Annotated in this window: 22 protein-coding genes; 8 read left to right on the plus strand and 14 right to left on the minus strand. The window is 75.1% G+C overall.

Features of this window, described 5'->3' with window-relative positions:
- The first annotated feature begins 16 nt into the window (after nucleotides 1-16).
- Nucleotides 17-304, plus strand: coding sequence for a DUF6343 family protein (locus TEK04_RS02340; protein WP_336402695.1), 288 nt, complete (start codon nucleotides 17-19; stop codon nucleotides 302-304).
- An 11-nt stretch (nucleotides 305-315) separates the two neighbouring features.
- On the opposite strand, the gene TEK04_RS02345 is transcribed toward TEK04_RS02340, so the two are convergent.
- From TEK04_RS02345 to TEK04_RS02380, 8 genes are all read right to left on the minus strand, one after another.
- Nucleotides 316-3,810 (minus strand): ATP-binding cassette domain-containing protein, encoded by a 3,495-nt coding sequence (locus tag TEK04_RS02345; RefSeq protein WP_336402696.1) that lies wholly within the window; start codon nucleotides 3,808-3,810, stop codon nucleotides 316-318.
- A gap of 64 nt (nucleotides 3,811-3,874) precedes the next feature.
- Nucleotides 3,875-5,647 carry a putative bifunctional diguanylate cyclase/phosphodiesterase gene (locus TEK04_RS02350; protein ID WP_336402697.1) on the minus strand — a complete coding sequence of 591 codons (1,773 nt, stop codon included), beginning with the start codon at nucleotides 5,645-5,647 and terminating at the stop codon, nucleotides 3,875-3,877.
- A gap of 129 nt (nucleotides 5,648-5,776) precedes the next feature.
- Nucleotides 5,777-6,241 (minus strand): hypothetical protein, encoded by a 465-nt coding sequence (locus TEK04_RS02355; protein WP_336402698.1) that lies wholly within the window; start codon nucleotides 6,239-6,241, stop codon nucleotides 5,777-5,779.
- Nucleotides 6,238-6,645, minus strand: coding sequence for a TadE/TadG family type IV pilus assembly protein (locus tag TEK04_RS02360; protein ID WP_336402699.1), 408 nt, complete (start codon nucleotides 6,643-6,645; stop codon nucleotides 6,238-6,240). Before TEK04_RS02360 ends, TEK04_RS02355 begins: the two co-directional genes overlap by 4 nt.
- On the minus strand, nucleotides 6,635-6,835 hold the full coding sequence (locus TEK04_RS02365; RefSeq protein ID WP_336402700.1) for a hypothetical protein: 201 nt from the start codon (nucleotides 6,833-6,835) through the stop codon (nucleotides 6,635-6,637). The genes TEK04_RS02360 and TEK04_RS02365 overlap by 11 nt, the downstream gene beginning before the upstream one ends.
- A 10-nt stretch (nucleotides 6,836-6,845) precedes the next feature.
- The gene (locus TEK04_RS02370; protein ID WP_336402701.1) at nucleotides 6,846-7,787 is read right to left on the minus strand and encodes a type II secretion system F family protein; all 942 of its coding nucleotides are present in this window, start codon (nucleotides 7,785-7,787) and stop codon (nucleotides 6,846-6,848) included.
- A complete protein-coding gene (locus TEK04_RS02375; RefSeq protein ID WP_336402702.1) occupies nucleotides 7,784-8,647 on the minus strand; it encodes a type II secretion system F family protein in 864 nt (287 codons plus the stop codon). Before TEK04_RS02375 ends, TEK04_RS02370 begins: the two co-directional genes overlap by 4 nt.
- Nucleotides 8,644-9,891: a TadA family conjugal transfer-associated ATPase gene (locus tag TEK04_RS02380; protein ID WP_336402703.1), complete on the minus strand. Its 1,248-nt coding sequence runs from the start codon at nucleotides 9,889-9,891 to the stop codon at nucleotides 8,644-8,646. The genes TEK04_RS02375 and TEK04_RS02380 overlap by 4 nt, the downstream gene beginning before the upstream one ends.
- Before the next feature lie 333 nt (nucleotides 9,892-10,224).
- Here TEK04_RS02380 and TEK04_RS02385 point away from each other — a divergent pair, with 333 nt between their 5' ends.
- On the plus strand, nucleotides 10,225-10,596 hold the full coding sequence (locus TEK04_RS02385) for a hypothetical protein (RefSeq protein ID WP_336402704.1): 372 nt from the start codon (nucleotides 10,225-10,227) through the stop codon (nucleotides 10,594-10,596).
- 37 nt (nucleotides 10,597-10,633) lie between these two features.
- Nucleotides 10,634-10,795, plus strand: coding sequence for a hypothetical protein (locus TEK04_RS02390; RefSeq protein WP_336402705.1), 162 nt, complete (start codon nucleotides 10,634-10,636; stop codon nucleotides 10,793-10,795).
- 85 nt (nucleotides 10,796-10,880) lie between these two features.
- Here the strand turns inward: TEK04_RS02390 and TEK04_RS02395 are convergent, their stop codons facing one another.
- The gene (locus TEK04_RS02395; protein ID WP_336402706.1) at nucleotides 10,881-11,816 is read right to left on the minus strand and encodes an NADP-dependent oxidoreductase; all 936 of its coding nucleotides are present in this window, start codon (nucleotides 11,814-11,816) and stop codon (nucleotides 10,881-10,883) included.
- Nucleotides 11,817-11,928: 112 nt separating this feature from the next.
- Here TEK04_RS02395 and TEK04_RS02400 point away from each other — a divergent pair, with 112 nt between their 5' ends.
- Together TEK04_RS02400 and TEK04_RS02405 are read left to right on the plus strand one after the other, a co-directional pair.
- Nucleotides 11,929-13,176 (plus strand): bifunctional glycosyltransferase family 2/GtrA family protein, encoded by a 1,248-nt coding sequence (locus TEK04_RS02400; RefSeq protein WP_336402707.1) that lies wholly within the window; start codon nucleotides 11,929-11,931, stop codon nucleotides 13,174-13,176.
- Entirely contained in the window at nucleotides 13,173-15,038 is a 1,866-nt protein-coding gene (locus tag TEK04_RS02405) for an ArnT family glycosyltransferase (RefSeq protein WP_336402708.1), read from the plus strand. Before TEK04_RS02400 ends, TEK04_RS02405 begins: the two co-directional genes overlap by 4 nt.
- On the opposite strand, the gene TEK04_RS02410 is transcribed toward TEK04_RS02405, so the two are convergent.
- Together TEK04_RS02410 and TEK04_RS02415 are read right to left on the minus strand one after the other, a co-directional pair.
- Entirely contained in the window at nucleotides 15,031-15,537 is a 507-nt protein-coding gene (locus TEK04_RS02410) for a hypothetical protein (protein ID WP_336402709.1), read from the minus strand. The two genes, TEK04_RS02405 and TEK04_RS02410, sit on opposite strands and share 8 nt — an antisense overlap.
- Nucleotides 15,534-16,733 (minus strand): acyl-CoA dehydrogenase family protein, encoded by a 1,200-nt coding sequence (locus TEK04_RS02415; RefSeq protein ID WP_336402710.1) that lies wholly within the window; start codon nucleotides 16,731-16,733, stop codon nucleotides 15,534-15,536. The genes TEK04_RS02410 and TEK04_RS02415 overlap by 4 nt, the downstream gene beginning before the upstream one ends.
- Before the next feature lie 119 nt (nucleotides 16,734-16,852).
- On the opposite strand from TEK04_RS02415, the gene TEK04_RS02420 reads away from it, so the two are divergent.
- On the plus strand, nucleotides 16,853-17,275 hold the full coding sequence (locus tag TEK04_RS02420) for a DUF4190 domain-containing protein (protein ID WP_336402711.1): 423 nt from the start codon (nucleotides 16,853-16,855) through the stop codon (nucleotides 17,273-17,275).
- Between the two features lie 24 nt (nucleotides 17,276-17,299).
- Here the strand turns inward: TEK04_RS02420 and TEK04_RS02425 are convergent, their stop codons facing one another.
- The 3 genes from TEK04_RS02425 to TEK04_RS02435 all read right to left on the minus strand — a co-directional run bounded on the left by TEK04_RS02425 (nucleotide 17,300) and on the right by TEK04_RS02435 (nucleotide 20,135).
- Complete coding sequence (locus TEK04_RS02425) at nucleotides 17,300-18,253, minus strand: HpcH/HpaI aldolase/citrate lyase family protein (protein ID WP_336402712.1); 954 nt, start codon at nucleotides 18,251-18,253, stop codon at nucleotides 17,300-17,302.
- Between the two features lie 83 nt (nucleotides 18,254-18,336).
- Nucleotides 18,337-19,254, minus strand: coding sequence for a DMT family transporter (locus tag TEK04_RS02430; protein WP_336402713.1), 918 nt, complete (start codon nucleotides 19,252-19,254; stop codon nucleotides 18,337-18,339).
- Nucleotides 19,251-20,135: a PhzF family phenazine biosynthesis protein gene (locus TEK04_RS02435; RefSeq protein WP_336402714.1), complete on the minus strand. Its 885-nt coding sequence runs from the start codon at nucleotides 20,133-20,135 to the stop codon at nucleotides 19,251-19,253. The genes TEK04_RS02430 and TEK04_RS02435 overlap by 4 nt, the downstream gene beginning before the upstream one ends.
- Nucleotides 20,136-20,139: 4 nt before the next feature.
- Here TEK04_RS02435 and TEK04_RS02440 point away from each other — a divergent pair, with 4 nt between their 5' ends.
- Nucleotides 20,140-21,378, plus strand: coding sequence for a magnesium transporter MgtE N-terminal domain-containing protein (locus TEK04_RS02440; protein WP_336402715.1), 1,239 nt, complete (start codon nucleotides 20,140-20,142; stop codon nucleotides 21,376-21,378).
- Nucleotides 21,371-21,928 carry a DUF1003 domain-containing protein gene (locus TEK04_RS02445; protein WP_336402716.1) on the plus strand — a complete coding sequence of 186 codons (558 nt, stop codon included), beginning with the start codon at nucleotides 21,371-21,373 and terminating at the stop codon, nucleotides 21,926-21,928. Before TEK04_RS02440 ends, TEK04_RS02445 begins: the two co-directional genes overlap by 8 nt.

Consider the following 21,928-nt stretch of genomic DNA (forward strand, 5'->3'; position numbering starts at 1 on the left):
CGGGTAGCCCCCGGCGATGAGCCGAACCGGAGGGAAGCCCAGCCGCGAGGAGTACGCCCGCGGCCTGCCCGACCACCACGACCCGACCGCCGGCCTCGGCGGTGCCGCACCGGCCCGGAGCGCCCTGACCCTGCGCCTGGTCCTGGCCGCGTTCGGGGTGGTGGTCTGCACCGTGGCCGGGGTGGTGTTCCTCGTGGCGGGCGTGCCCGTGGTGTTCGCGGTGGTGATGTTCGTGCTGGCCGCGGTGGCGGTGGTCGACCTCGGGGTGGTCGCCCGGCGCAAGGCCCGGGGCGAACCCGGCTGAGCCACCCGGCCCTACCCCGCCAGGTGGCCCCAGGCCGGGGCGAGGTCGGCCCAGGCACCGCGGTCGACCACCCGCCCGCCGTCGAGCACGACGACCTGGTCGGCCAGGGCCAGCGCCGCCCGCTTGGCCGACGCCCCGACGACGGTGGCCCCCCGCTCCCGCAGGGCGGCCCACAGCTCGAGCTCGGTGCGGGCGTCCAGGGCCGAGCTCACGTCGTCGGCCAGCACCAGCTCGGCGCCGGTGGCCAGCGCGCGGGCCAGCGCCAGCCGCTGCACCTGCCCACCCGAGAGCCGCACCCCCCGGTGGCCGACCAGGGCACCCACTCCCCCGGCGGCGACGACGTCGCGCTCCAGCCGGGCGTCGGCGAGCGCACCGCCGACCTCGCGGGCATGGCCGAGGGTGACGTTGTCGCTGATCGAGCCCGACAGCACCCGGGGTACCTGCGCGACGTGGGCGACCTGCCCGGGGCGCAGGAAGAGCTGAGGGTCACCGACCTCGGTGCCGTTCCAGCGGATCGCGCCCTCGTGGTCGACCAGACCGGCGAGCGCGCCGAGCAGGCTGGACTTGCCCGACCCGACCCGCCCGACCAGCAGCACCAGGGAGCCGGCGGGCACCTCCAGGTCGACCCCGGCCACGCCCACCGTGCCGTCGTCGTGGACCGCGGTGACGTCGTCGAGCTCCAGCCGGCGCAGCGGCACCCGGTCGGCGGGCGGGGGTGGCGGTGCGGCGCCGGCGACGATGTCGACGTCGGGCGGCAGCCCCACCAGGTCGTCGCGGCCGGCCAGCGCGGTCGCCTCCCGCAGCCACGCGCCCGCGATGGGCCGCTCGACGACGACCAGCCCGGCGGTGATGCCGTACCAGCCCGCCCCCGACACCGCGGTGCTCACCGTCAGCGCGGTCGCCAGACCCCAGACGTCGAGCAGGTAGAGCGCCCAGGCCGCCACGACGCCGACCTGCACCAGGACGACGGCGGTGCCCTCCAGCGAGGTGCGGATGCGCGTCTCCCGCACGGTGGCCTGCACGCGCCGGGCGTCCACGGCCTGCAGGTGGCGCTGCACGGGTGCGGTGGCCGCAGCCAGCTTCACCGTGCGCACCGCCTCCAGGGCCGAGGCCAGTGCCCGGCCGAAGGCAGCCCGCTGGTCACCGGCCAGCCGCCCGGCCCGACCGGCCACGGGGGCGCCGAGGAAGGCCGCGAGCACCGACCCGACGATGACGCCACCGGTGATGACCCCGGCCAGGGGCTCGCCGGTGACCACCACGGTCAGCAGCGTCACGGCGGCACCGATGCCGACGTCGACCCACCGGTCGGCCCAGTTGACCAGCCGGTCGGAGTCCAGCGCGCGGGCGGTGACCTCACCGGCCGGCGTGCGCACCAGCCGGCGCTGCTCGGTCTGCCCGCGCAGCACCGCGAGCCGCAGCCGCAGCGTCACCGCCGTCCACCACACCGGGTAGACCAGGAAGGCCCAGGCGACGAGGAACGACGAGGCCAGCAGGGAGAGCGCGAGCAGCACGGACTGGGCGGTCGGGTCCTCGCCGGCCTGCAGGCCGGCCACCAGGTCACCCCAGAGCGCGCCGGTGACGACGCCGTAGGTGCCGACCAACGACGCGGCCAGGAAGGTGCCGGCACCCAGCAGTCCCCACCGGGGGTGGGCCAGCAGCACCCGGCCGATGGTCGCGCCCAGCCGCACGCGGGGCGCGGCCGGGGCCGGGCGGGGGTCGCGGCGGTCGGTGCGGGCGACCAGGCCGACGTGCTGCACCGGCGTGACGGCCTCGGGCGGAGCGTCGACCGACCCGGCGCTGCCGGCGGCCACCAGCAGGTCGCGGAACGGGCCAAGGCTGGCGGCCAGCTCGGCCCGCGGGCCCTGCTGCACCACCCGACCGGCGTCGAGCACGGCCACCGTGTCGCACCAGCGCGTGGTGCCCAGCCGGTGGGCGACGACCACCCCGGTGCGCCCGGCGAGCAACCGGCGGGCGGCCCGGGTGACCAGGTCCTCGGTGGCCGGGTCCATGCGGGCGGTGGCCTCGTCGAGCACCACCACCCGCACGTCGCGGACCAGCAGCCGGGCGAAGGCGACGAGCTGCTCCTGACCGGCGGACAGGGTGACCCCGCGCGGGCCGAGCACGGTGTCCAGGCCGCGCGGCAGGGAGGCCACCCAGCCGTCGATGCCCAGCTCGGCGACGGCGGCCTCCACGGCGGCACGTGGCACGTCGGCGAACAGCGTGATGTTCTCGGCGAGGGTGGCGGCCAGCAGCTCGGTGCGCTGGGTGACCACGCCGACCCCGGCCCGCAGCTGCTGCAGGTCGAGGCGGGTGACGTCGACGCCGCCGACGAGCACGGTGCCGGGGGGCGGGTCGACGGCGCGGGAGAGCAGCTTGGCCAGGGTCGACTTGCCGGCGCCGCTGCGCCCCACCAGCGCGCAGGTGGTGCCGACCGGGACCGACCAGTGCGCGACCCGCAGGGAGAAGGGCTCCCGGTGGCCCTCGGTCCGGTAGGCGAAGTCGAGGTCGCGCACCTCGATGCCGGCGCCGGTGAGCGGGGCACCGCCCTGCGGCTCGGGCTCGGCCGACATCAGGGTGCGGATGCGGGTGAGCGCCCCGACGCCCTCGTGCATCTCGGGCAGGTGGTGGTTCACCTCGTCGAGCCGGCCGACGAACGTGGTGACCAGCAGCCACAGGGTGACCAGGGTGGCGACGTCGAGCACGCCCCGGCCGACCAGGGCGACCGCCGCCAGGGCCAGCGCGGCGAGCATGCCGTGCAGCACGAGGCCGCTGCGCAGCGCGACCCGGGCGCCGATCCGGGAGGTGCGGGCGTTGCGCCGCAGGATCTCCGCCGACCGGCCGGCGAACTGGCCCAGCACGTGCGGCTGGCCCAACGCGGTGCGGACGTCGTCCCGGCCGGCGACCGCCTCCTCCAACTGCGCCGCGCCGTCGGACCAGGCCTCCTCCTCCACCGTCTTGGCCGCGGCCAGCTGCGGGGTGAGCCGGCGGACGGTGGCGAGCACCACGACCGCGGCGACGGGGAAGGCGATCCACGCCGGCCACCAGACCAGGCCGGCGGCGACCCAGGCCAGCACCGAGCGGAGGACCGCGCGACCCATGGCCCACCCGGTGATGCGCAGCAGGGTCGCCAGCTGCCGGGTGTCGTCGTCGACCCGGTCGATCAGCTCGCCGACCCCCTGCCCCTCGAGCGTGGTCAGCGGTTGGTGCAGCGCGGCGTCGAGCAGGTCGGCCCGAAGCACGCCCTCGGCGCGGCCGACGGCGGTGGCGAACAGGGTGCGCCCGACCACCTCGGCGAGCGCCGACCCGACGAGCAGCCCGGCGAGCGCGGCGAGCAGGCCACCGGTGGGCCCGTCGGCGATGCGGCCGGCCACGACGGTGCCCAGGGTCTCGGCGACCGCGGCGACCACCGCGAGGACGGCGGCCACCGCGCACCCGGGGCCGGCCAGCCGCCGCCAGCCCAGCGGAGCGCGCGGCGCGTCGTCGGCCGCAGCCCCCGTGGTGTCCACGCCGGCACCGTACGGAGCGGGTACGACGTTCCGCGCCCGGTTTTCCCGTCCGCGCGCGGGTGGGTCAGCCGGCGAGGGCGGCCCGGCGCCGGCTGCGGGCGCCCATCCAGCGCGGCAGCTCCTCGGCGGGCATCGGCTTGGCGATGACGAAGCCCTGGGCGTAGGTGCAGCCCAGCGCGGCGACGACGGCCAGCTGCTCGGGGGTCTCGACCCCCTCGGCGACGCTGCGCATGCCGCAGGCCTTGGCCAGGCTGACCACGGTCTCGACCGCGGCCGCGGACTGGCTGGCCTGCTTGTGGCCCGACCCGGCGATGCCCTGCACCAGGGACTTGTCGATCTTGAGGATGCCGGCGGGCATCGACACGATCTGGCCCAGGCAGGAGAAGCCGCTGCCGAAGTCGTCGATCGAGACCTCGATGCCCGACACGCGCAGCTCGGCGAACTGCTCGGCGGCCCGCTCGGGGTCCTCCGCGACGCTGGTCTCGGTGAGCTCGAGCACCAGCCGCTCGGGGCGCAGCCCGCTGCTGGCCAGCGCCGCGCTGACGTCGGACACGAGGGTGCCCGAGCCCATGTGGGTGGCGCTGATGTTGACCGCGGCGGTCAGCGGCAGGCCCATGTCGTCCCACGCCGCGGCGTCCCGGGCGACGGTGGCCAGCACCCACCGGGTCAGCTCGTCGACCAGCCCGCTCGCCTCCGCGACCGGCACGAACTCCGACGGCGGCAGCAGGCCGCGCTCGGGGTGCTGCCAGCGGACCAGCGCCTCGACGCCGGTGACGGTGCGGGTGCGCAGGTGCAGCAGCGGCTGGTAGTGCACGACGAGCTGGCCGGCGGCGATGGCCTCGCGCAGCTCGGTGGTGACGCGCAGCCGGCGCCGGGCAGCGGCGCGCAGCTCGTCGGAGAAGAGGGCGACGGTGTCGCGGCCGGCCCCCTTGGCGGCGTACTTGGCCAGGTCGGCGTCGCGGATGAGGTCGGTGGCCGACCGCTGCTCGCCGGAGGACACGGCCACGCCGACGCTGACGGTCAGCGGGACGGTGGCGCCGGCGACGCTGAAGGGGTCGGCGAACACCTGGCGGCACCGCTCGGCCAGGGTCAGGGCCTCCTCGGCGTCGACGTCGCGGCCGAGCACCACGAACTCGTCGCCACCCAGGCGGCCGACGGTGTCCCGCTCACGGGTGGCCCGCGCCAGCCGCGCGGCGACCTGCCGCAGCAGCAGGTCTCCGGTGTCGTGACCCAGCGTGTCGTTGACCGTCTTGAACTCGTCGACGTCGAGGACCAGGACGGCGACCGACCCCGCGTCGGGCCGGGCGAGCTCGGCCTCGACCAGCTCCTGCAGGTGCACCCGGTTGGGCAGGTCGGTGAGGTGGTCGTAGAGCGCGCGGCGGGCGCTGTCGCGCACGGCCTCGACGCTGGCGGTGATGTCGGTGTGGGTGACCACGAGCTGGCCGGACTCGTCGACCCGGGCGGCCTGCACGTGCACCCAGCGCCCCATTGGGGCCCTGCCCAGGGCGACGTCGACCGACACGGGGGTGCCGCCGTGCTCGGTGAGCTCACCCAGCCCGGCCAGCAGCAGCCGGACGTCGTCGTCGTCGCGGGCGGCCAGCACCGCCTCGGCGTAGTCGTCGCCGGTGGTCAGCAGCAGGCCGGTGCCTTGGGCGATCTGCTCGGCCCAGGCCGCGTTGAGCAGCAGCACGGTGCCGTCGGTGTCCAGCAGCGCGGTGGGCGCCGGGAGCGCGTCGAGCACGGTGGCGGGCAGGGCCGGCGCGGTGGTGACCGGGCGGCGGAAGCGGTGGCCGCCCGTACGACCGCCGTCCGCCAGGGGAACGGCGGGTGTCGACACGAGGGCCAGCCTAGGGACTCCCCGCACCGTTGCACAGCGTGACCGCGCCGAGTGGGGGCCGACACTGCGTGTCGGGAGCGGTCCGCCGTCCCAACCGCCCCAGGCGCCCCAAGCGCCAGGGGTCACGGGTCAGGGGTCGACGTACCGGTCGCGCTCGACGACGAACTGCCCGGTGGCGGTGTTGGCGTCGACGAAGTCGGGCAGCAGCGGCACCCGCACGGTGACCGTGACGCACACGCTGAACTCCTCACCCGGTGCGAACACGGGCCGGTAGCCGCCGTTGGTGGCGGTGCAGGTCACGCCGGCGGGCACGTACGCCACCCGGACGTCGGTCGCGTCGACCGACTGGCCGGCCACCGCCAACGCGGCGGCCGCCTCGGCCCGCGCCTGCCCGGTGGCCGGGTCGGTCGCCGCGCCCATCGCCCGGCCGGCCTCGCGGGCGGCGGCGTCGGCGGCGAACACCCCGCGCTGGACGGCGGAGAACCCGGCCACCAGGTAGACCAGCGGCAGGAAGACCACGACCGCGACGAACACGAACTCGACGACCGCCGACCCGCGCTCGCCGTCGTCCCGGTCCCTGGCGGCACCGGTCACGGGGCCTCCTCCACCGCGCGGCCGGTGACCGACAGCGGCAGCAGGTCACCCAGCCCGGACAGCAGGCTGGGCACCGCGCCCTCGCAGCGCACCACGACCAGCACCAGGCCACTGGGGTCCACCTCGTCGGCGCTGGTGCAGGTCAACCCGGCGGCGGTGGCCGGGGTGAGGGCCCGGGCGACGACCTCGAGGGTGCGCTGACCACCGGCCGCGGTGGGCACGTCGGCGTTGGCGGCGAAGCGGGCGCCGTCCTGCGCGCTGCTGGTCACCACGTTGCGCACGTGCACGTAGACCGCGACCTGCAGCACGGCCAGCAGCAGGACGACGACCAGCACCGAGACCAGCGCGAAGTCGACGACGGCGCTCCCGCGCTCGCGGTCGGGTGCGCTGGGCTCAGCCGGCACCGCTGGTGACCGAGGACAGCGCCGTCTGCACGGCCTCGACGATGGCGGTGCGGAACGGGATGAGGATGGCCAGCACGAGGGCGGCGGTCATCACCGTGATCATCACCCAGCCGGGGACGTCGCCCCGTTCGGGGTCCTCGCCCCGCAACCGGTCGAGCAGGGCGGTGACCACCAGGGTCAGGACGGGCATGCGGGTCTCCTCACTGGGCCAGCGTCACGATGCTGATCAGGCCGGGGAACAGGGCGAACAGGACGGTCACGGGGAGCACCAGGAAGACGACGGGGACCATCATCTGGATCTCCTTGGTGCCGCCGGCCTCCAGCAGCCGGCGCTTGCCGGCCTCCCGGACGTCGGCGGCCTGGGCGCGCAGCACCTCGGCCAGCGGGGTGCCGCGCTCGACGGCGACGACCAGGCCGTCGACGAAGCGGGCCAGCGCCTCGACCGAGGTGCGGTCGGCGACCTCCTGCAGGGCCGTGACCAGCGGCACGCCGGCGCGGGCCCGACCGAGGGCGCCCCCGAGGTCGCGGGCCAGCTCGCCGCCGGACAGCCGGGTGACCCGGGCGATCGCCGAGGTGGGGCTCTCGCCGGCGGTGACGGCCAGGGCCAGCAGCTCGGCGACCACCGGGAACTCGGCCAGCAACAGCTCCTCGCGCTTGCGCACCTGCTGGGTCAGCCACCAGTCGCGGCCGAGCACGCCGCTGACCAGGCCGCCGACGCAGACGAGCGCGGCGCTGAGCAGGTTGAGGCCCCCGCTCAGCCCGGCGACGAGCAGCGTGACCAGGCCGCCGCCGAGCAGGCCCAGCCCGCCCCACACGACCTGCTCGACCCGGAAGTCCTCGACCCCGGTGGTCGCCCCGAGGGCGTCGAGACGGCGCCGGACGGCGACCCGCCCGCCCAGCACGCGGTCGACGAAGCGGGCCCCGTCGACCAGCGCGGGGCCGAAGACCCGCCGGGTGGCCGAGAGCATGCCCGGCTCGGTGGCGGTGCCCAGCAGGCGCGAGGGCGGTGGGGTGTCGGCGACGTAGGGGGCCAGCCGGTCGACCAGCCGGACGGCGCGGAAGGGAGGTGCGTACCGCACCGCCAGCAGCAGGCCGCCGGCGAACACCAGGCCGAGCAGGATGCCGGTCACCCCGGCGCTCACCGCAGCACCCGGACGTCCTCGGGCAGCCGCCCGATGTGCAGCATGAGCCGGTAGGCCAGGAAGCACACCGCGCCGCCCCCGAGCAGGATCGCGGTGCCGACCGGGCTGTCGTAGGCGGCGAGGGTCTGCTTCTGGGTGGCCAGCAGGAGGAGCACCACCCAGGGGGCCGCGACGGCGAGCCGTGCGGCCTGCACGATCCAGCCCTGCCGGGTCTCCAGCTCGGCGCGGGCGCGGGCGTCCTCGCGCAGGAACGTGGCCAGGGTGCGCAGCACCCGGCCCAGGTCGCTGCCGCCCACCTCACGGGCCACCCGCAGCGTCTCCACGATGCGGTCGCCGACGGGGTCGGCCAGGTCGTCCTTGAGCCGGTCCAGGCTGTCGGCGAACCGTCCGGTGGCCCGGTGGTCGGCGGCGAAGCGGGCGAACGGGGCGCGCAGGACCTCGGGCCCGCGGACGGCCAGCGCCGACAGCGCCTCCGGCAGGGAGAGCCCGGCCCGGACGGCGGAGGCCAGGTTGTCCACGACCTCGGGCCACACCTCGCGCAGGTCGGCGCGGCGGCGCGCGGCCAGGCGCCGCACCAGCAGGTACGGGGTGGCGGCCCCGAAGACGCCGAACACCAGCGAGATCGTGACGGTGCCGGTGGTGACCAGCACCAGGACCGCGACCACCGTGCCGAGCACCACCTGCAGCGCGGTGAGCTGGGCGGGGTTGATGCCGGTCAGCCCCGCCGCGGCGATGAGTTCGTGGCGGCGCCCGGGACCGCGTGGGGTGCTGCGCCGCTGCGGAGCGCGGGGTCCGCTGCGCCAGACCAGCAGGAGACCGACACCCAGCGCCAGCCCGAGCAGCGCACCCGGGACGGTCACCGGCGGTCCCCCAGCAGCGCGGGCAGGTCGAAGCCGAGGGCGGCGTAGCGCTCCGGGTGCGGCGGGTGGCCGTCGGCGCGCACGAGGCGGCCGTCGCTGGTGGTGAAGACGTCGGCGGTCTCGATCACCGCGCCCTCGGCACGACCCGGCAGGGCCACGACCTCGCGCAGCCGTCGCTGGCCGGAGGGGTCGGTGCCCACGTGCACGACCAGGTCGACGCTGGCGGCGACGGTCGGGACGACGAACGCGTGGCCCACGTTCTCCCCGGCCAGCAGCGGCAGCGTGCACATCTTCACCACGGCCTCGCGGGCGCTGTTGGCGTGCAGGGTGCACATGCCCGGCAAGCCGGAGTTGAGGGCGATGAGCAGGTCCAGGCACTCCTCCTGGCGCACCTCGCCGACGACCAGCCGGGAGGGCCGCATGCGCAGCGCCTCCTTCACGAGCCGGCGCAGCGGGATCTCCCCGGCGCCCTCGAGGTTGGGCTGGCGGGTCTGCATGGCCACCACGTCGGGCAGCGGCACGCGCAGCTCGAAGACCTCCTCCGCCGTGATCACCCGCTCCCGGGCGGGGATGGCCGCGCACAGGCAGTTGAGCATCGTGGTCTTCCCGGCCTGGGTGCCGCCGCTGACCAGGATGTTCAACCCCGCCGCGACCGAGGCCTCCAGGAACCGGGCCACCTGCGGGGTCAGCGTGCCCAGCGCCACCAGCTCGTCGAGGCTGTGCGCCTGCAGCACGAACTTGCGGATGTTCACCGCCATGTGCCGGCGGGTGATGTCGGGGATGACCACGTGCAGCCGCGACCCGTCGGGCAGGGAGGCGTCGACGAACGGGGTCGACATGTCGACACGTCGACCCGAGGTGCGCAGCATCCGCTCGACCAGGTCGGCCAGCTCACCCGGGCCCAGGATGGTGGTGGTCAGCTCGCTGCGCCCCCGCCGGGCCACGAACACCCGGCCCGGTTCGTTGACCCAGATCTCCTCGACCTCGGGGTCGTCCAGCCAGCGCTGCAGCGGCCCGAACCCGGCCACCCGGTCGAGCACGTCGCGCAGCACGCCCTCGGGGTCGGCCAGCGGCGGCAGGGACGAGGACGACGCCCGGTCGGCGTAGTCGGCCACCACCTCGCGCACCAGCGCCCGCACCGGCGCCGGGTCCACCGCCGGGTCCAGGCCCCGCCGGCGGACCAGCTCGCGCACCTCGGCGTCCACCAGGTCCAGCGCGGTCACCGCAGCAGGGAACACGGACACGCGCGGCTCCCCCCGGTCGGGCGACAGGTCTCGGGCAACCTACGAGACCGACCAGGCCCGCGGGAAGCCCGATCGGGCCGCCTGTGGACGAGCGCACGCAGCCGTACCTGATCGGGTGACCCGCAGCTCAGCGCACCGTCGCGCCCTCGCCACGCACCGTCACCGCGCTCGCGGAGGTGGGTGTCGACGGGGGCCCCGTCCGTGAGCTCATGGCCCTCGTCGGCGACCTACGCGACCAGATCCTCGAGACCCGGCCCGCTGCTCATCCATGATGGATCTGGTGCGGCCCGTAGCGGCACCCAGACGCCGGCTCCCATCTCTATCGTCCGTGCCGTGACAACGCTGCCGATCTGGGCCGTCTACGCAGTGAGCCTGGGTGCGCCCGTGCTTGCCCTCCTCGGCGCACTGATCGGACATGTCCTGGGCCGCCGGGCGTCGAACGAACTGGACATCTGGCGCCGGCGGGAGGAGACCATGCGCATGCTCCGGTGGGCCTCCGAGCAGGCGACCTCGAGCCAGGACGCACAGGCCCGTATGGGTCTCGCAGTGCTCGATGCGCTGAGTGACTCCGAACTGCTTCAACCACCTGATCAAGCGCTGGTCGACGCCGTGCTCGACACGGTCCTCGAAGAGCCCGTCGAGGAGATCGAGACCGCCGAGAGCGATGTCGAGGTAGTGGAGGTCGACAGTGACCCAGGGGACTGAGACAGTGGGACACCTCGGCGCAGAAGGAGGCCCGTTGGTGCAGAAGGTCGTGAAGGTGACCCCAGCGCAGGTCAACGCGGCGAAGATGGCGGTCAAACGATCCGCGGCTTCTGGTCGATTCGTGAAGAGCAGCGTCTCCAAGATCGCGAACGCCAAACGCGTACCCGGTACGTCAACCCACAAGAAGCAGACGCGGTAGGCATCCGAGCGACGCCTGCGACGGGTTCCGCGCCACGATTGCGGGAACCTGCCTCACCTGCCTCGGGGCCGTTCAGCCTGACCGGTCAGAACACGAGCACCAGCCGGCCGCGGACGCCGCCGGCCTCCAGCCGGGCGTGCGCGGTGGCGGCCTCGGCGGCGGGCACCGCGTCGGCCACCCGCAGGGTCACCTCGCCGCGCTCGGCCTGCTGCCGCAGGGTGTCCAGCGCCGCGGTGTTCTCGGCGTAGTCGCGCACCATCACCGCCTCGAAGCGGATCCCCCGCGCCAGGGCGTCGTCCTCACCGCGGTAGCCGCGCACCGTCGACACCACGCCGCCGTCGCGCACCACGCGGGCGCCGTCGGCGCCGAGCAGGGCACCGTCGGCCAGGCCGTCGACCCCACCCGGGTAGCGGTCGAGCACCGCGTCGCCCCAGCCCGCGCCCCGCTCGAGCACCACGTCGGCACCCAGCGAGCGCACCAGCTCCCGGTCGGCCTCCGCAGCGTCGGCCACCACGACCAGCCCGTCGGCCTTCGCCAGCTGCACCACGTACCCGCCGAACGCGCCGGCCGCGCCGCTGACCGCGAGCACCTGGCCGGCCGCCAGGCCCATCCGGTCCAGCGCCAACCGGGCGGTGAGCCCGTTCATCGGCAGCGACGCCGCCTCGGCGTCGGAGGCACCGGCGGGCACCGGCACGACCGACGCGGCCGGCAGCGCGATCTGCTCGCGGTAGCCGCCGTGCGCACCGCTGGGCACCACGACCGCCATCACCCGGTCACCCACCTGCAGCGGCGTCTGCGTGCCGGGCCCGACCTCGTCGACCACCCCGGCGACGTCCATGCCGGGGATCCACGGCATCCCCTGCGGCGCCGTGGGGTGCTGGGCGTAGGTGCCGTTGCGGGCGTAGGTGTCGGTCGGGTTCACCGCGGCGGCGCGCACGGCCAACCGCACCTCCCCCTCACCGGCGTGCACCTCGGGCACGTCGAGCAGGTGCAGGGCCTCGGGCCCGCCGAACTCGGTCACTCCGACAGCTCTCATGCCAGGTGCAAGGGCGCCGGGGCCGTGCGGGATTCCCACAGCAGGCCTGCAGCGACTCCGCCGCCAGCCATCAGGGAGCACGCCCACAGTCCCCGCCATGCCCCCGCCCGTCCGTCCCGTCCCGGTCCTCGACGTCGTCGTCCCCGTGCACGACGAGGAGGCCGACCTGGAGCGATGCGTGCGCCGCCTGCACGCCCACCTGGCCACGCTCCCGTTCAGCTCCCGGATCACCGTCGCCGAGAACGCCAGCACCGACGGCACCCTCGGCGTCGCCCAGCGGCTGGCCGCCGAGCTGCCCGACGTCGTCGTCCGGGTGGAGACCGAGCCCGGCCGCGGCCGGGCGCTGAACCGGGCCTGGCGGGCCAGCGACGCCGCCGTCCTGGTCTACATGGACGTCGACCTCTCCACCGACCTCAACGCCCTGCTGCCGCTGGTCGCACCGCTCATCAGCGGCCACTCCGACCTGGCCATCGGCACCCGCCTGGCCGGGTCGTCACGGGTGGTGCGCGGCGCCAAGCGGGAGTTCATCTCCCGCAGCTACAACCTGCTGCTGCGCGGCACCCTGGCCACCCACGTCTCCGACGCCCAGTGCGGCTTCAAGGCCATCCGCGCCGACGTCGCCGCCCGCCTGCTCCCCCTGGTCGAGGACACCGGGTGGTTCTTCGACACCGAGCTGCTCGTGCTGGCCGAGCGCGCCGGGCTGCGCATCGCCGAGGTCCCGGTGGACTGGGTCGACGACCCCGACAGCCGGGTGCACATCGCGGCGACCGCCCGCGCCGACCTCGCGGGGATCGCGCGCATGTGGCGCGCCTTCACCACCGGCCGCCTGCCGCTGGCCGACCTGCGGGCCCAGATCGGCCGCGGCCCCCTGGTCGAACCCGCGCTCGACGGCGTGCCCGCGGGCCTGGTCGGCCAGCTCGTGCGGTTCGCCGTCATCGGCGCCGTCTCCACCCTGGCCTACCTGACGCTGTTCGTCGCACTGCGGCACACCCTCGACGCCCAGCCGGCCAACCTCGTCGCCCTCGCGGTCACCGCCGTGGCCAACACCGCCGCCAACCGGCGCCTGACCTTCGGCATCCGCGGGCGCGGCGGCGCGGCCACCGCGCAGTTCCAGGGCCTGCTGGTGTTCGCCCTCGGCCTGGCCCTGACCAGCGGCACGCTGGCCGCGCTCACCCGGTGGGACCCGCACCCGCACCGTCTGGTCGAGATGGGCTTCCTCGTCGCGGCCAACCTGGTGGCCACCCTGGTGCGGTTCGTGCTCCTGCGCGCCTGGGTCTTCCGCAGCCGCACCCCCCGGGTCACCCGCACCGTCGTCGTCCCGGAGCTGGAGCCCGCAGGGCGATGAGCACGCTGCTGGACCGACCGACGGCGCCGGCCGCACCGTCCGACCCGCCGTCCGACCCGGTCCCCGCCGGCGACCCGCTCTGGGTGCGCCCGGCGGTGGTCGCGCTGCTGTCGGCCACCGGCGTGCTGTACCTGTGGGACCTGGCCGCCTCGGGGTGGGCCAACGCCTTCTACACCGCCGCCGCGCAGGCCGGCTCGCAGAGCTGGGAGGCCTTCTTCTTCGGCTCCTCCGACGCCGCCAACTCCATCACCGTCGACAAGCCGCCCGCCTCGCTCTGGGTCATGGACCTCTCGGTGCGGCTGTTCGGGCTGAACCCGTGGTCGCTGCTGGTGCCCCAGGCGCTCATGGGCGTGGCGACCACCGGCGTCGTCTTCCTGGCCGTGCGCCGGGTCGCCGGCCCCGGGGCCGGCCTGCTGGCCGGGGCGGTCATGGCGCTGACCCCCGTCGCCGTCCTCATGTTCCGGTTCGACAACCCCGACGCCCTGCTGGTCCTGCTGCTCACCCTGGCCGGCTACCTGCTCACCCGCGCCCTGCAGTCGGGACGCCGGGCCACCCTGGTGGGCGTCGGCGTGCTCCTCGGCCTCGCCTTCCTGACCAAGACCCTGCAGGCGTTCCTCGTCGTGCCCGGGTTCGCGCTGGTGTGGCTGGTCTGCGCCCCCTCGTCCCTGCGTCGCCGGGTGGTCGACCTGCTGCTGGCCGGCCTCGCGCTGGTGGTCACCGGCGGGTGGTGGCTGGCCGTCGTCGAGCTGGTGCCCTCCGGGTGGCGGCCCTACGTGGGCGGCTCGCAGACCGACTCCGTGTGGGAGCTGGTCTGGGGCTACAACGGGCTGGGCCGGCTCACCGGCGACGAGACCGGCTCGGTCGGCGGTGCTGCGGGTTGGGGTCGGACCGGGCTCGGCCGGCTCCTCGACGTCGAGGTGGGCGGTCAGGTCGGCTGGCTGCTCCCCGCCGCCCTGGCCCTGGGCGCGGCCGGCCTGGTGGCGGTGGGCCGGGTGCCGCGCACCGACGTCCGCCGGTCGGCGTTGCTGGTGTGGGTCAGCTGGCTGCTGGTCACCGGTCTGACCTTCTCCTTCATGGCCGGCATCTTCCACGCGTACTACACGGTCGCGCTGGCCCCGGCGGTGGCCGCCGTGGCCGGCATCGGCGGTGGCCTGCTGTGGGCACGGCGACGCTCGTGGTGGGCGCGGGCGGTGCTGGCCGCCGTGCTGGCCGGCACCGGGGCGTGGTCGTGGGTGCTGCTCGCGCGGACGCCCGCCTTCGCGCCCGGGCTGCGACCGGTCGTGCTGGTGGTGGCGCTGCTGGCCGCGCTCGGCCTGCTCGTCGCCCACCTGCGCCGCGCCGTCGGCGTCCTGGTGCTGGCCGCCGCGGTGCCCGCCGCGCTCGCCGGGCCCGCGGCCTACGCCCTGCAGACCGCCGGCACCCCGCACGCCGGGTCGATCGTCACCGCCGGCCCCGGCGGCGGGATCGCGACCGGGCGGGCCCCCGTCGGCGCGCACGGGTCCCTCGTCACCGCCAGCCACCCCGGCCCCCGGGTCACCCAGCTGCTGCGGCAGAACGCCTCCACCTACACCTGGGTGGCCGCCGCGGTCGGCTCCCAGGTCGCCGCGGGCTACCAGCTGGCCACCGGTGACCCGGTCATGGCCCTCGGCGGGTTCAACGGCAGCGACCCCTCCCCCACCCTGGAGCAGTTCCAGCAGGAGGTCGCCGAGGGCGCCGTCCACTGGTTCGTGGCCGGGACGGTGGGCCGCAGCAGCGGCGGCTCCGGGGCCGCCGAGCAGATCGCCACCTGGGTCGAGCGCACCTTCCCCGCCGAGCACGTCGAGGGCGTCGAGCTGTACGACCTGACGACGGCGCTCAGGTGAGGCTGGTCCAGGGGGCGAACAGGTCGCGGGCGGCGGGGTCGGGGGTGCGGTAGGTCAGCGTGCCGCCGTCGTGCAGCAGCACCGACACCACCAGCGGGTCCTGCGGCGCCGGCCGGTCGGGGCCGGTCACGACGACCGCGCCCACCTGCGCGGACCCGACCCGCCGCGCGCCGTCGAAGCGCTCGGCGTAGCCCGCCGAGGTCCGGTCGCGGGCCCGGGAGCGGGCGACCTGCACGGCCGAGAACAGCAGCAGCGCCAGGGCGCCGACGCCGAACACGACCGCTCCGGCCGGGCCCGCCCCGTCGAAGCGGCCGGCCATCTGGGACAGCAGCACCAGCAGGCCGAAGGCACCGACGAGGACGGCCAGCTGGCGCAGCTGGGCCCGCGGGCCCGAGGGCTGCTGGTCGCGCGCGGGCAGCTCGACCCAGCCGTCGTCGAAGACCGCCAGCCACCACCGGCCGCCGGCGGCGTCCTCGACCGACACCCACCCGCGCCTCATCCCTTGAGCTGGTACTCCTTCAGCAGGCCGCGGCTGATGATGGTCTTCTGGATCTCGCTGGTGCCCTCGCCGATGAGCAGGAACGGCGCCTCGCGCATGAGCCGCTCGATCTCGTACTCCTTGGAGTAGCCGTAGCCGCCGTGGATGCGGAAGGACTGCGTGGTCACCTCGGCGCAGTACTCGCTGGCCAGCAGCTTGGCCATGCCCGCCTCGACGTCGTTGCGCTTGCCGCTGTCCTTGAGCTTGGCCGCGTTGACCATCATCAGGTGGGCGGCCTCCACCTTGGTGGCCATCTCGGCCAGCTGGAAGGCGATGGCCTGGTGGCCGGCGATCTTCTTGCCGAACGTCTCGCGCTGCTGGGCGTAGGCGACGGCCAGCTCGAAGGCCCGGATGGAGATGCCGCAGGCCCGCGCGGCGACGTTCACGCGGCCGACCTCGACGCCGTCCATCATGTGCGCGAAGCCCTTGCCCGGCACGCCCCCGAGGATGTCCTCGGCCTTCGCCTGGTAGCCGTCGAACACCATGCTGGTGGTGTCGACGCCCTTGTAGCCCATCTTGTCGATCTTGCCGGGGATGCTCAGGCCCGGGACGACCTCGCCGAAGCCGGTGGGCTTCTCCACCAGGAACGTCGTGAGGTTCTCGTGGGCCTTCGCCGACCCCTCGTCGGTGCGCACCAGCGCGGCCACCAGGGTGGAGCTGCCACCGTTGGTCAGCCACATCTTCTCGCCGTCGATCGTGTAGTTGCCGTCGGCGTCCTGCTTGGCCCGCGTGCGGATGGCGGCCACGTCGGAGCCCAGGCCCGGCTCGCTCATCGAGAACGCCCCGCGCACCTCGCCGGTGGCCATGCGGGGCAGGTACTTCTCCTTCTGCTCCGGCGTGCCGTGCTGGATGAGCATGTAGGCGACGATGAAGTGGGTGTTGATGACCCCGGAGACGCTCATCCAGCCGCGGGCGATCTCCTCGACCACCAGCGCGTAGGTCAGCAGGCTCTCGCCGAGGCCACCGAACTCCTCGGGGATCATGAGGCCGAACAGCCCCATCTCCTTCATCCCGTCGACGATCTCGGTCGGGTAGGTGTCGGCGTGCTCGAGCTCCTGCGCCCGCGGGATGATCTCCCGGTCGACGAACCGGCGGACCGTGGACAGGATCTCGGTCTGGATCTCGGTCAGGTCGGCGGTCTGGGCCAGGCGGGTCATGGCTGCTCCTCGGGGGACGACGGTGTCCGGGGTTACCGGTGAGTATGGCGCAGCGACCGCCACCTCCCCGGTGTGGTGCGTCACCTCTGCCAGGCTGGCCGGCGACCCCAGGAGGACCCATGAGCCAAGACGACGGCTTCTACCGCGGCGACCCGCCGGTGCAGGCCACCCAGGGCGCCGTGCCTCCGCCGACGTACGGGCCCCCGCCGACGTCCGGACCCCCGCCCGGCTACGGGCCCCCGCCCGGGTACGGACCGCCCCCGGGGTACGGGCCGCCCCCGGGGTACGGCCAGCCGGTCTACGTGGTACGGCGCCCGACGAACACCACCGCGATCCTGGCGCTGGTGTTCGCCTTCGTGTTCCCGCCGGTCGGGCTCGGGCTGGGCATCTCGGCCCGCCGCACGATCCGGCGGACCGGCGAGGAGGGCGACGGCCTGGCGCTGGCCGGCATCGTGGTCGGCTCGGCCGGGACGGCGGTCTACGGGCTGCTCCTGCTCACCTGGCTGTGGGCACTGGTGACCGTGCTCAGCTTCGGCCCCTGACGCGCAGGGGCCGAAGCCGGCCGCTCAGTCCTCGGGCGGGGTGAACGACGACGTGCGGCTCATGCCGGCGGCGCGGCCCTTGCCGGCGATGACCAGGGCCATCTTGCGGCTGGCCTCGTCGATCATCTCGTCGCCGAGCATCGCCGAGCCCTTCTTGCCGCCGGCCTCGCTGGTGGCGTGCTCGTAGGCGTCGAGGATCAGCTCGGCGTGGTCGTAGTCCTCCTGCGAGGGGGCGTAGATCTCGTTGGCGGCGTCGATCTGGCCCGGGTGCAGCACCCACTTGCCGTCGAAGCCCAGCATCGCCGAGCGCTTGGCGACCTCCTCGAAGGCGGGCACGTCGCGCACCTGCAGGAACGGCCCGTCGATGGCCTGCACGCCGCGGGCGCGGGCGGCCATGAGGATCTGCATGAGGATGTAGTGGAAGGGGTCGCCCGGGTAGTCGGGGTGCAGCGCGCCCACGACGAGGGACTTCATGTTGATCGAGGCCATGAAGTCGGCCGGGCCGTAGATGATGGTCTCGATCCGCGGGCTGGCGAAGGCGATCTGGTTGACGTTGATCAGGCCCTGGGCGGTCTCGATCTGCGCCTCGATGCCGATCTTCCCGACCTCGAGGCCGTGGGCCTTCTCGATCTGGGTGAGCAGCATGTCCAGCGCCTGCACCTGACCGGCGTCCTGCACCTTCGGCAGCATGATGCAGTCGAGGTTCGCCCCGGCGCCGCCGACGACCTCGATGACGTCCTGGAACGTCCACTCCGTCGTCCAGTCGTTCACCCGCACCGTGCGGATCTTGTCGCCCCAGCCGCCCTCGTTCAGCGCCGCGACGATGTTCTTGCGGGCGCCGGGCTTGGCCAGCGGCGCGCAGGCGTCCTCCAGGTCCAGGAACACCTGGTCCGCTGGGAGGCCCTTGGCCTTCTCCAGGAACCGGGGGTTGCTGCCCGGGACGGCGAGGTTGGAACGGCGGGATCGGAGCTCGGCCACGGTGCCTCCACGATCGACGATGGGTTACCGGACAGTAACGAGCGACCGAGGTGCCGGCACCGCAGCGTGACCGGACGCACAGGTCAGGTCAGCGGCTCGACCACCGTCGGGGGCCGCGACGCCCGGACGACGAGGGCCACCCCGACCACCACCAGCGCCATCCCGGGCAGCGCCAGCAGCGGCGGCAGCTGCCTCAGCAGCACCAGCGCGACCAGCAGCGCGCCGGGGACCTCGAGCAGGATGGCCAGCCCCACCACGGTCGGCCCGACCGTCGACAGCACCAGGTTGAACAGGGTGTGGCCCAGCAGCTGGGCGACGACCGTGATGCCGGCGATGAGCCACCAGTCGCGGGCGCTGAACCCGGCCAGCGGCACCCCGACCGCGAGCGCGCCGAGCGCCACCACCACCGCGCAGGTCGAGTAGCAGACCACCGCGTAGGCCGACGTCGTCAGCCGCTGCCGGGCGCGGGCCCCGGCCAGCACGTACCCGGCGGCGGCGATCGCCCCCAGCAGCGCCAGCCCGTCGCCGGCCAGCGCGGTCCAGGACACCGTGACGTCGACCCCGGCGATCAGCGCCGCCCCGCCGACGGCGAGCACCAGCCCCCACCACACCTGGGCGGGCAGCCGCACGCCCGACAGCCGCGCGGCCAGCGCCGTCCAGATGGGGGTGGTGGTGACCAGCGCGATCGAGGCCGCCACCGTGGTCATCGACAGGCTCGGCAGCCAGGCGGCGAAGTGCCCGGCCAGGAAGAGCCCGGCGACGACGGAGCTGCGCAGGTCGCGCAGCCGCAGGCCGGCCAGCCCCGCGCGCTCGCGGGTGAGCAGCACCGGCAGCAGCGCCACCGCCCCGGCCGCGTTGCGCCAGAACGCGATGGCCAGCGCGGGCGCGGCGACCAGGGCGGTCATCGGCCCGGACAGCGACACGCCGACGACCGCCACGGCCATGATCGCCACGTCCCGGCCGCCGGGCCGGTGCACGGCCCAGGCGTCGGTCGCGCTCACAGGGCCGTGGACGAGGGGACGGCGATCGTGCCGCGCGAGACCGGGTGCACGTCGCCGGCCACGGTGGCCCCGACCGCCCGGCCGCCCTCGACCGCCACCGTCGCGTCGAGCACCGACGGCCGGTGCAGCGCCGCGCCCTGGTGCAGCCGGAAGGCCGTCGTCCCCTCGCCGGTCAGGCCCTCGGCGGCCAGCCACACCCCGGTGCCCAGCGCCGCCGATCCCGTCGCCGGGTCCTCCTCCCACGCCAGCCCGCCGGCGAAGACCCGCACGGTGTGCTCGGTCCCCGGGCCGCGGGCCAGCACCGACACCCCGCCCTCGACGTCCGGCAGCAGGGCGGCGAGCGCCCGGCGGTCGGGCACGGCGCGGTCCAGGGCCCCGGGGTGCACGTCGAGCTGGGCGAACTCGATGCCGCAGCCGACGAGGTGGGCCGGCCGGCCGGTGACGTCGTCCGGGCGCAGGCCGAGGGCGGCGGCGAGTGCGGCCGGGTCGGGGCCGGGCCGCAGCTGCACCGGGCCGCCGGTGAGCCGGGCGCCGGTGGTGGTGACCTCGACCGGGACGACGCCGACCCCGCACACCTGCTGCACGGTCCCGGCCGGCAGCAGCCCCAGGCGCACCAGGGTGTGCGCGGTGCCGACGCTGGGGTGACCGGCGAAGGGCAGCTCGGTGTCGGGCGTGAAGATGCGCACCCGGTACCCGCGCGCCTCCACCGCGGTGACGAAGGTGGTCTCCGACAGGTGGAACTCCCGGGCCAGCGCCTGGCACTGCCCCGTGGTCAGCTGCCCGGCGTCGAGGACCACGGCCAACGGGTTGCCGGCGAACGGGCGGGGCGCGAAGACGTCGACGACCTCGAAGGGCAGCACGGCGGCGACGGTAGCCTCCACCCCCGTGACCACGGCGACGCGAGCGTACGTCTCCCGCCTGGCCGGGCTGACCGTCTTCGACCCCGACGGCGACCGGGTGGGCAAGGTGCGCGACGCGGTCGTGGCGCTGCGGGTCGGGCCGGCGGCGCCGAGGGTGCTCGGCCTGGTGCTCGAGGTGGTCGCCCGCAAGCGGATCTTCCTGCCGATGGGCCGGGTCACCCGCGTCGACGCCGGCGCGGTGACGCTGTCCACCGGCACCCTGAGCCTGCGGCACTTCGAGCAGCGGGCCGGCGAGACGCTGGTGCTCGGCGAGCTGCTGGACCGGCGGGTGCAGTTCCCCGAGGACGGCCGGGCCGCCGTCGTGGTCGACGCCTCGATGGAGCAGACCCGCACCGGCGACTGGGCGCTGACCCGGCTCGCGGTCGCCGAGCCCGGTCGCTTCGGCCGGCGCGGGCAGCTGCACCAGGTGGCCTGGGACGAGGTGACCGGCCTGGCCCTGGAGTCCACCGACCAGAGCGCCGAGGCGCTGCTGGCCACCTACCGCGAGCTCAAGCCGGCCGACCTCGCGCACGCGCTGCAGGGCCTGCCGGCCAAGCGCCGCTTGGAGGTCGCCGACGCCCTCGACGACCAGCGGCTGGCCGACGTGCTGGGCGAGCTGCCCGAGACCGAGCAGATCGCGATCCTGGGCACCCTCGAGGAGGACCGCGCCGCCGACGTCCTCGAGGAGATGGACCCCGACGACGCGGCCGACCTGCTCAACGAGCTGCCCGGTGTCGACCGCCACCGCCTGCTGGGCCTCATGGAGCCCGACGAGGCGGAGTCGGTGCGCCGGCTGCTGGAGTACTCCGAGGACACCGCCGGCGGCATGATGACCAGCGAGCCGGTGATCCTGGCCCCCGACGCCACGATCGCCGAGGCCCTGGCCCGCGTGCGCGCCGAGGAGATCACGCCGTCGCTGGCCAGCCAGGTCTACGTGTGCCGGCCCCCTTCGGCGACCCCCACCGGCCGCTACCTGGGTCTGGCGCACATCCAGCGCCTGCTGCGCGAACCCCCGTTCACCCTGGTGTCGGGGGTGCTCGACGACCTCGAGCCGCTGCGGCCCGAGGCCCCCCTCGCCGAGATCACCCGCTACTTCGCCACCTACAACCTGGTGGCCGCGCCGGTCGTGGACACCGCCGGCCGGCTGCTCGGCGCGGTGACGGTGGACGACGTCCTCGACGCGCTGCTGCCCGACGACTGGCGCGACCGTGAGCGTCGTGGCTGAGCGGCCCGACGCCGCGCGCCGCGCGGACCTGCAGCTGGACCAGCCCTCGGGCACCCGCAGCATCGCCGCGTTCCTGCGGTTCAACCCCGACGCGATCGGCCACTACGCCGAGGTCATCGCCCGCTTCCTGGGCACCGGCCGGTACCTGGCCATCCAGACGATCATCGTGATCGTCTGGATCACGATCAACGTCGCGTGGGTGGCGCTCCGCTTCGACCCCTACCCGTTCATCCTGCTCAACCTGGCCTTCTCCACCCAGGCCGCCTACGCCGCGCCGCTCATCCTGCTGGCGCAGAACCGGCAGGCCGACCGGGACAAGGTGCAGGCCGAGGAGGACCGCGCCCGCGCCGCGCAGACCCGCGCCGACACCGAGTACCTGGCGCGCGAGCTGGCCTCGCTGCGGGTGGCCATCGGTGAGCTGGCCACCCGCGACTTCATCTCCCGCGAGCTCGACCGGCTGTCCCCGCCCGACGACGAGGCCGCCGCCCGCCGGAAGAAGGAGCGCAAGCGCAAGCGCGAGCAGCAGGCCCGCGAGGCCGCGGCCGACTGA

Origin of the sequence: Klenkia sesuvii (assembly GCF_037083825.1) — a bacterium.
In the GTDB taxonomy this organism is placed as follows: domain Bacteria; phylum Actinomycetota; class Actinomycetes; order Mycobacteriales; family Geodermatophilaceae; genus Klenkia; species Klenkia sesuvii.

Bases quoted from the DNA above. Each gene is read 5' to 3' on its own strand.
- TEK04_RS02400 (WP_336402707.1), top strand. From the start codon at position 11,929: ATGCCCCCGCCCGTCCGTCCCGTCCCGGTCCTCGACGTCGTCGTCCCC.
- TEK04_RS02405 (WP_336402708.1), top strand. From the start codon at position 13,173: ATGAGCACGCTGCTGGACCGACCGACGGCGCCGGCCGCACCGTCCGAC.
- TEK04_RS02420 (WP_336402711.1), top strand. From the start codon at position 16,853: ATGAGCCAAGACGACGGCTTCTACCGCGGCGACCCGCCGGTGCAGGCC.
- TEK04_RS02410 (WP_336402709.1), bottom strand. From the start codon at position 15,537: ATGAGGCGCGGGTGGGTGTCGGTCGAGGACGCCGCCGGCGGCCGGTGG.
- TEK04_RS02415 (WP_336402710.1), bottom strand. From the start codon at position 16,733: ATGACCCGCCTGGCCCAGACCGCCGACCTGACCGAGATCCAGACCGAG.
- TEK04_RS02365 (WP_336402700.1), bottom strand. From the start codon at position 6,835: ATGCCCGTCCTGACCCTGGTGGTCACCGCCCTGCTCGACCGGTTGCGG.
- TEK04_RS02340 (WP_336402695.1), top strand. From the start codon at position 17: ATGAGCCGAACCGGAGGGAAGCCCAGCCGCGAGGAGTACGCCCGCGGC.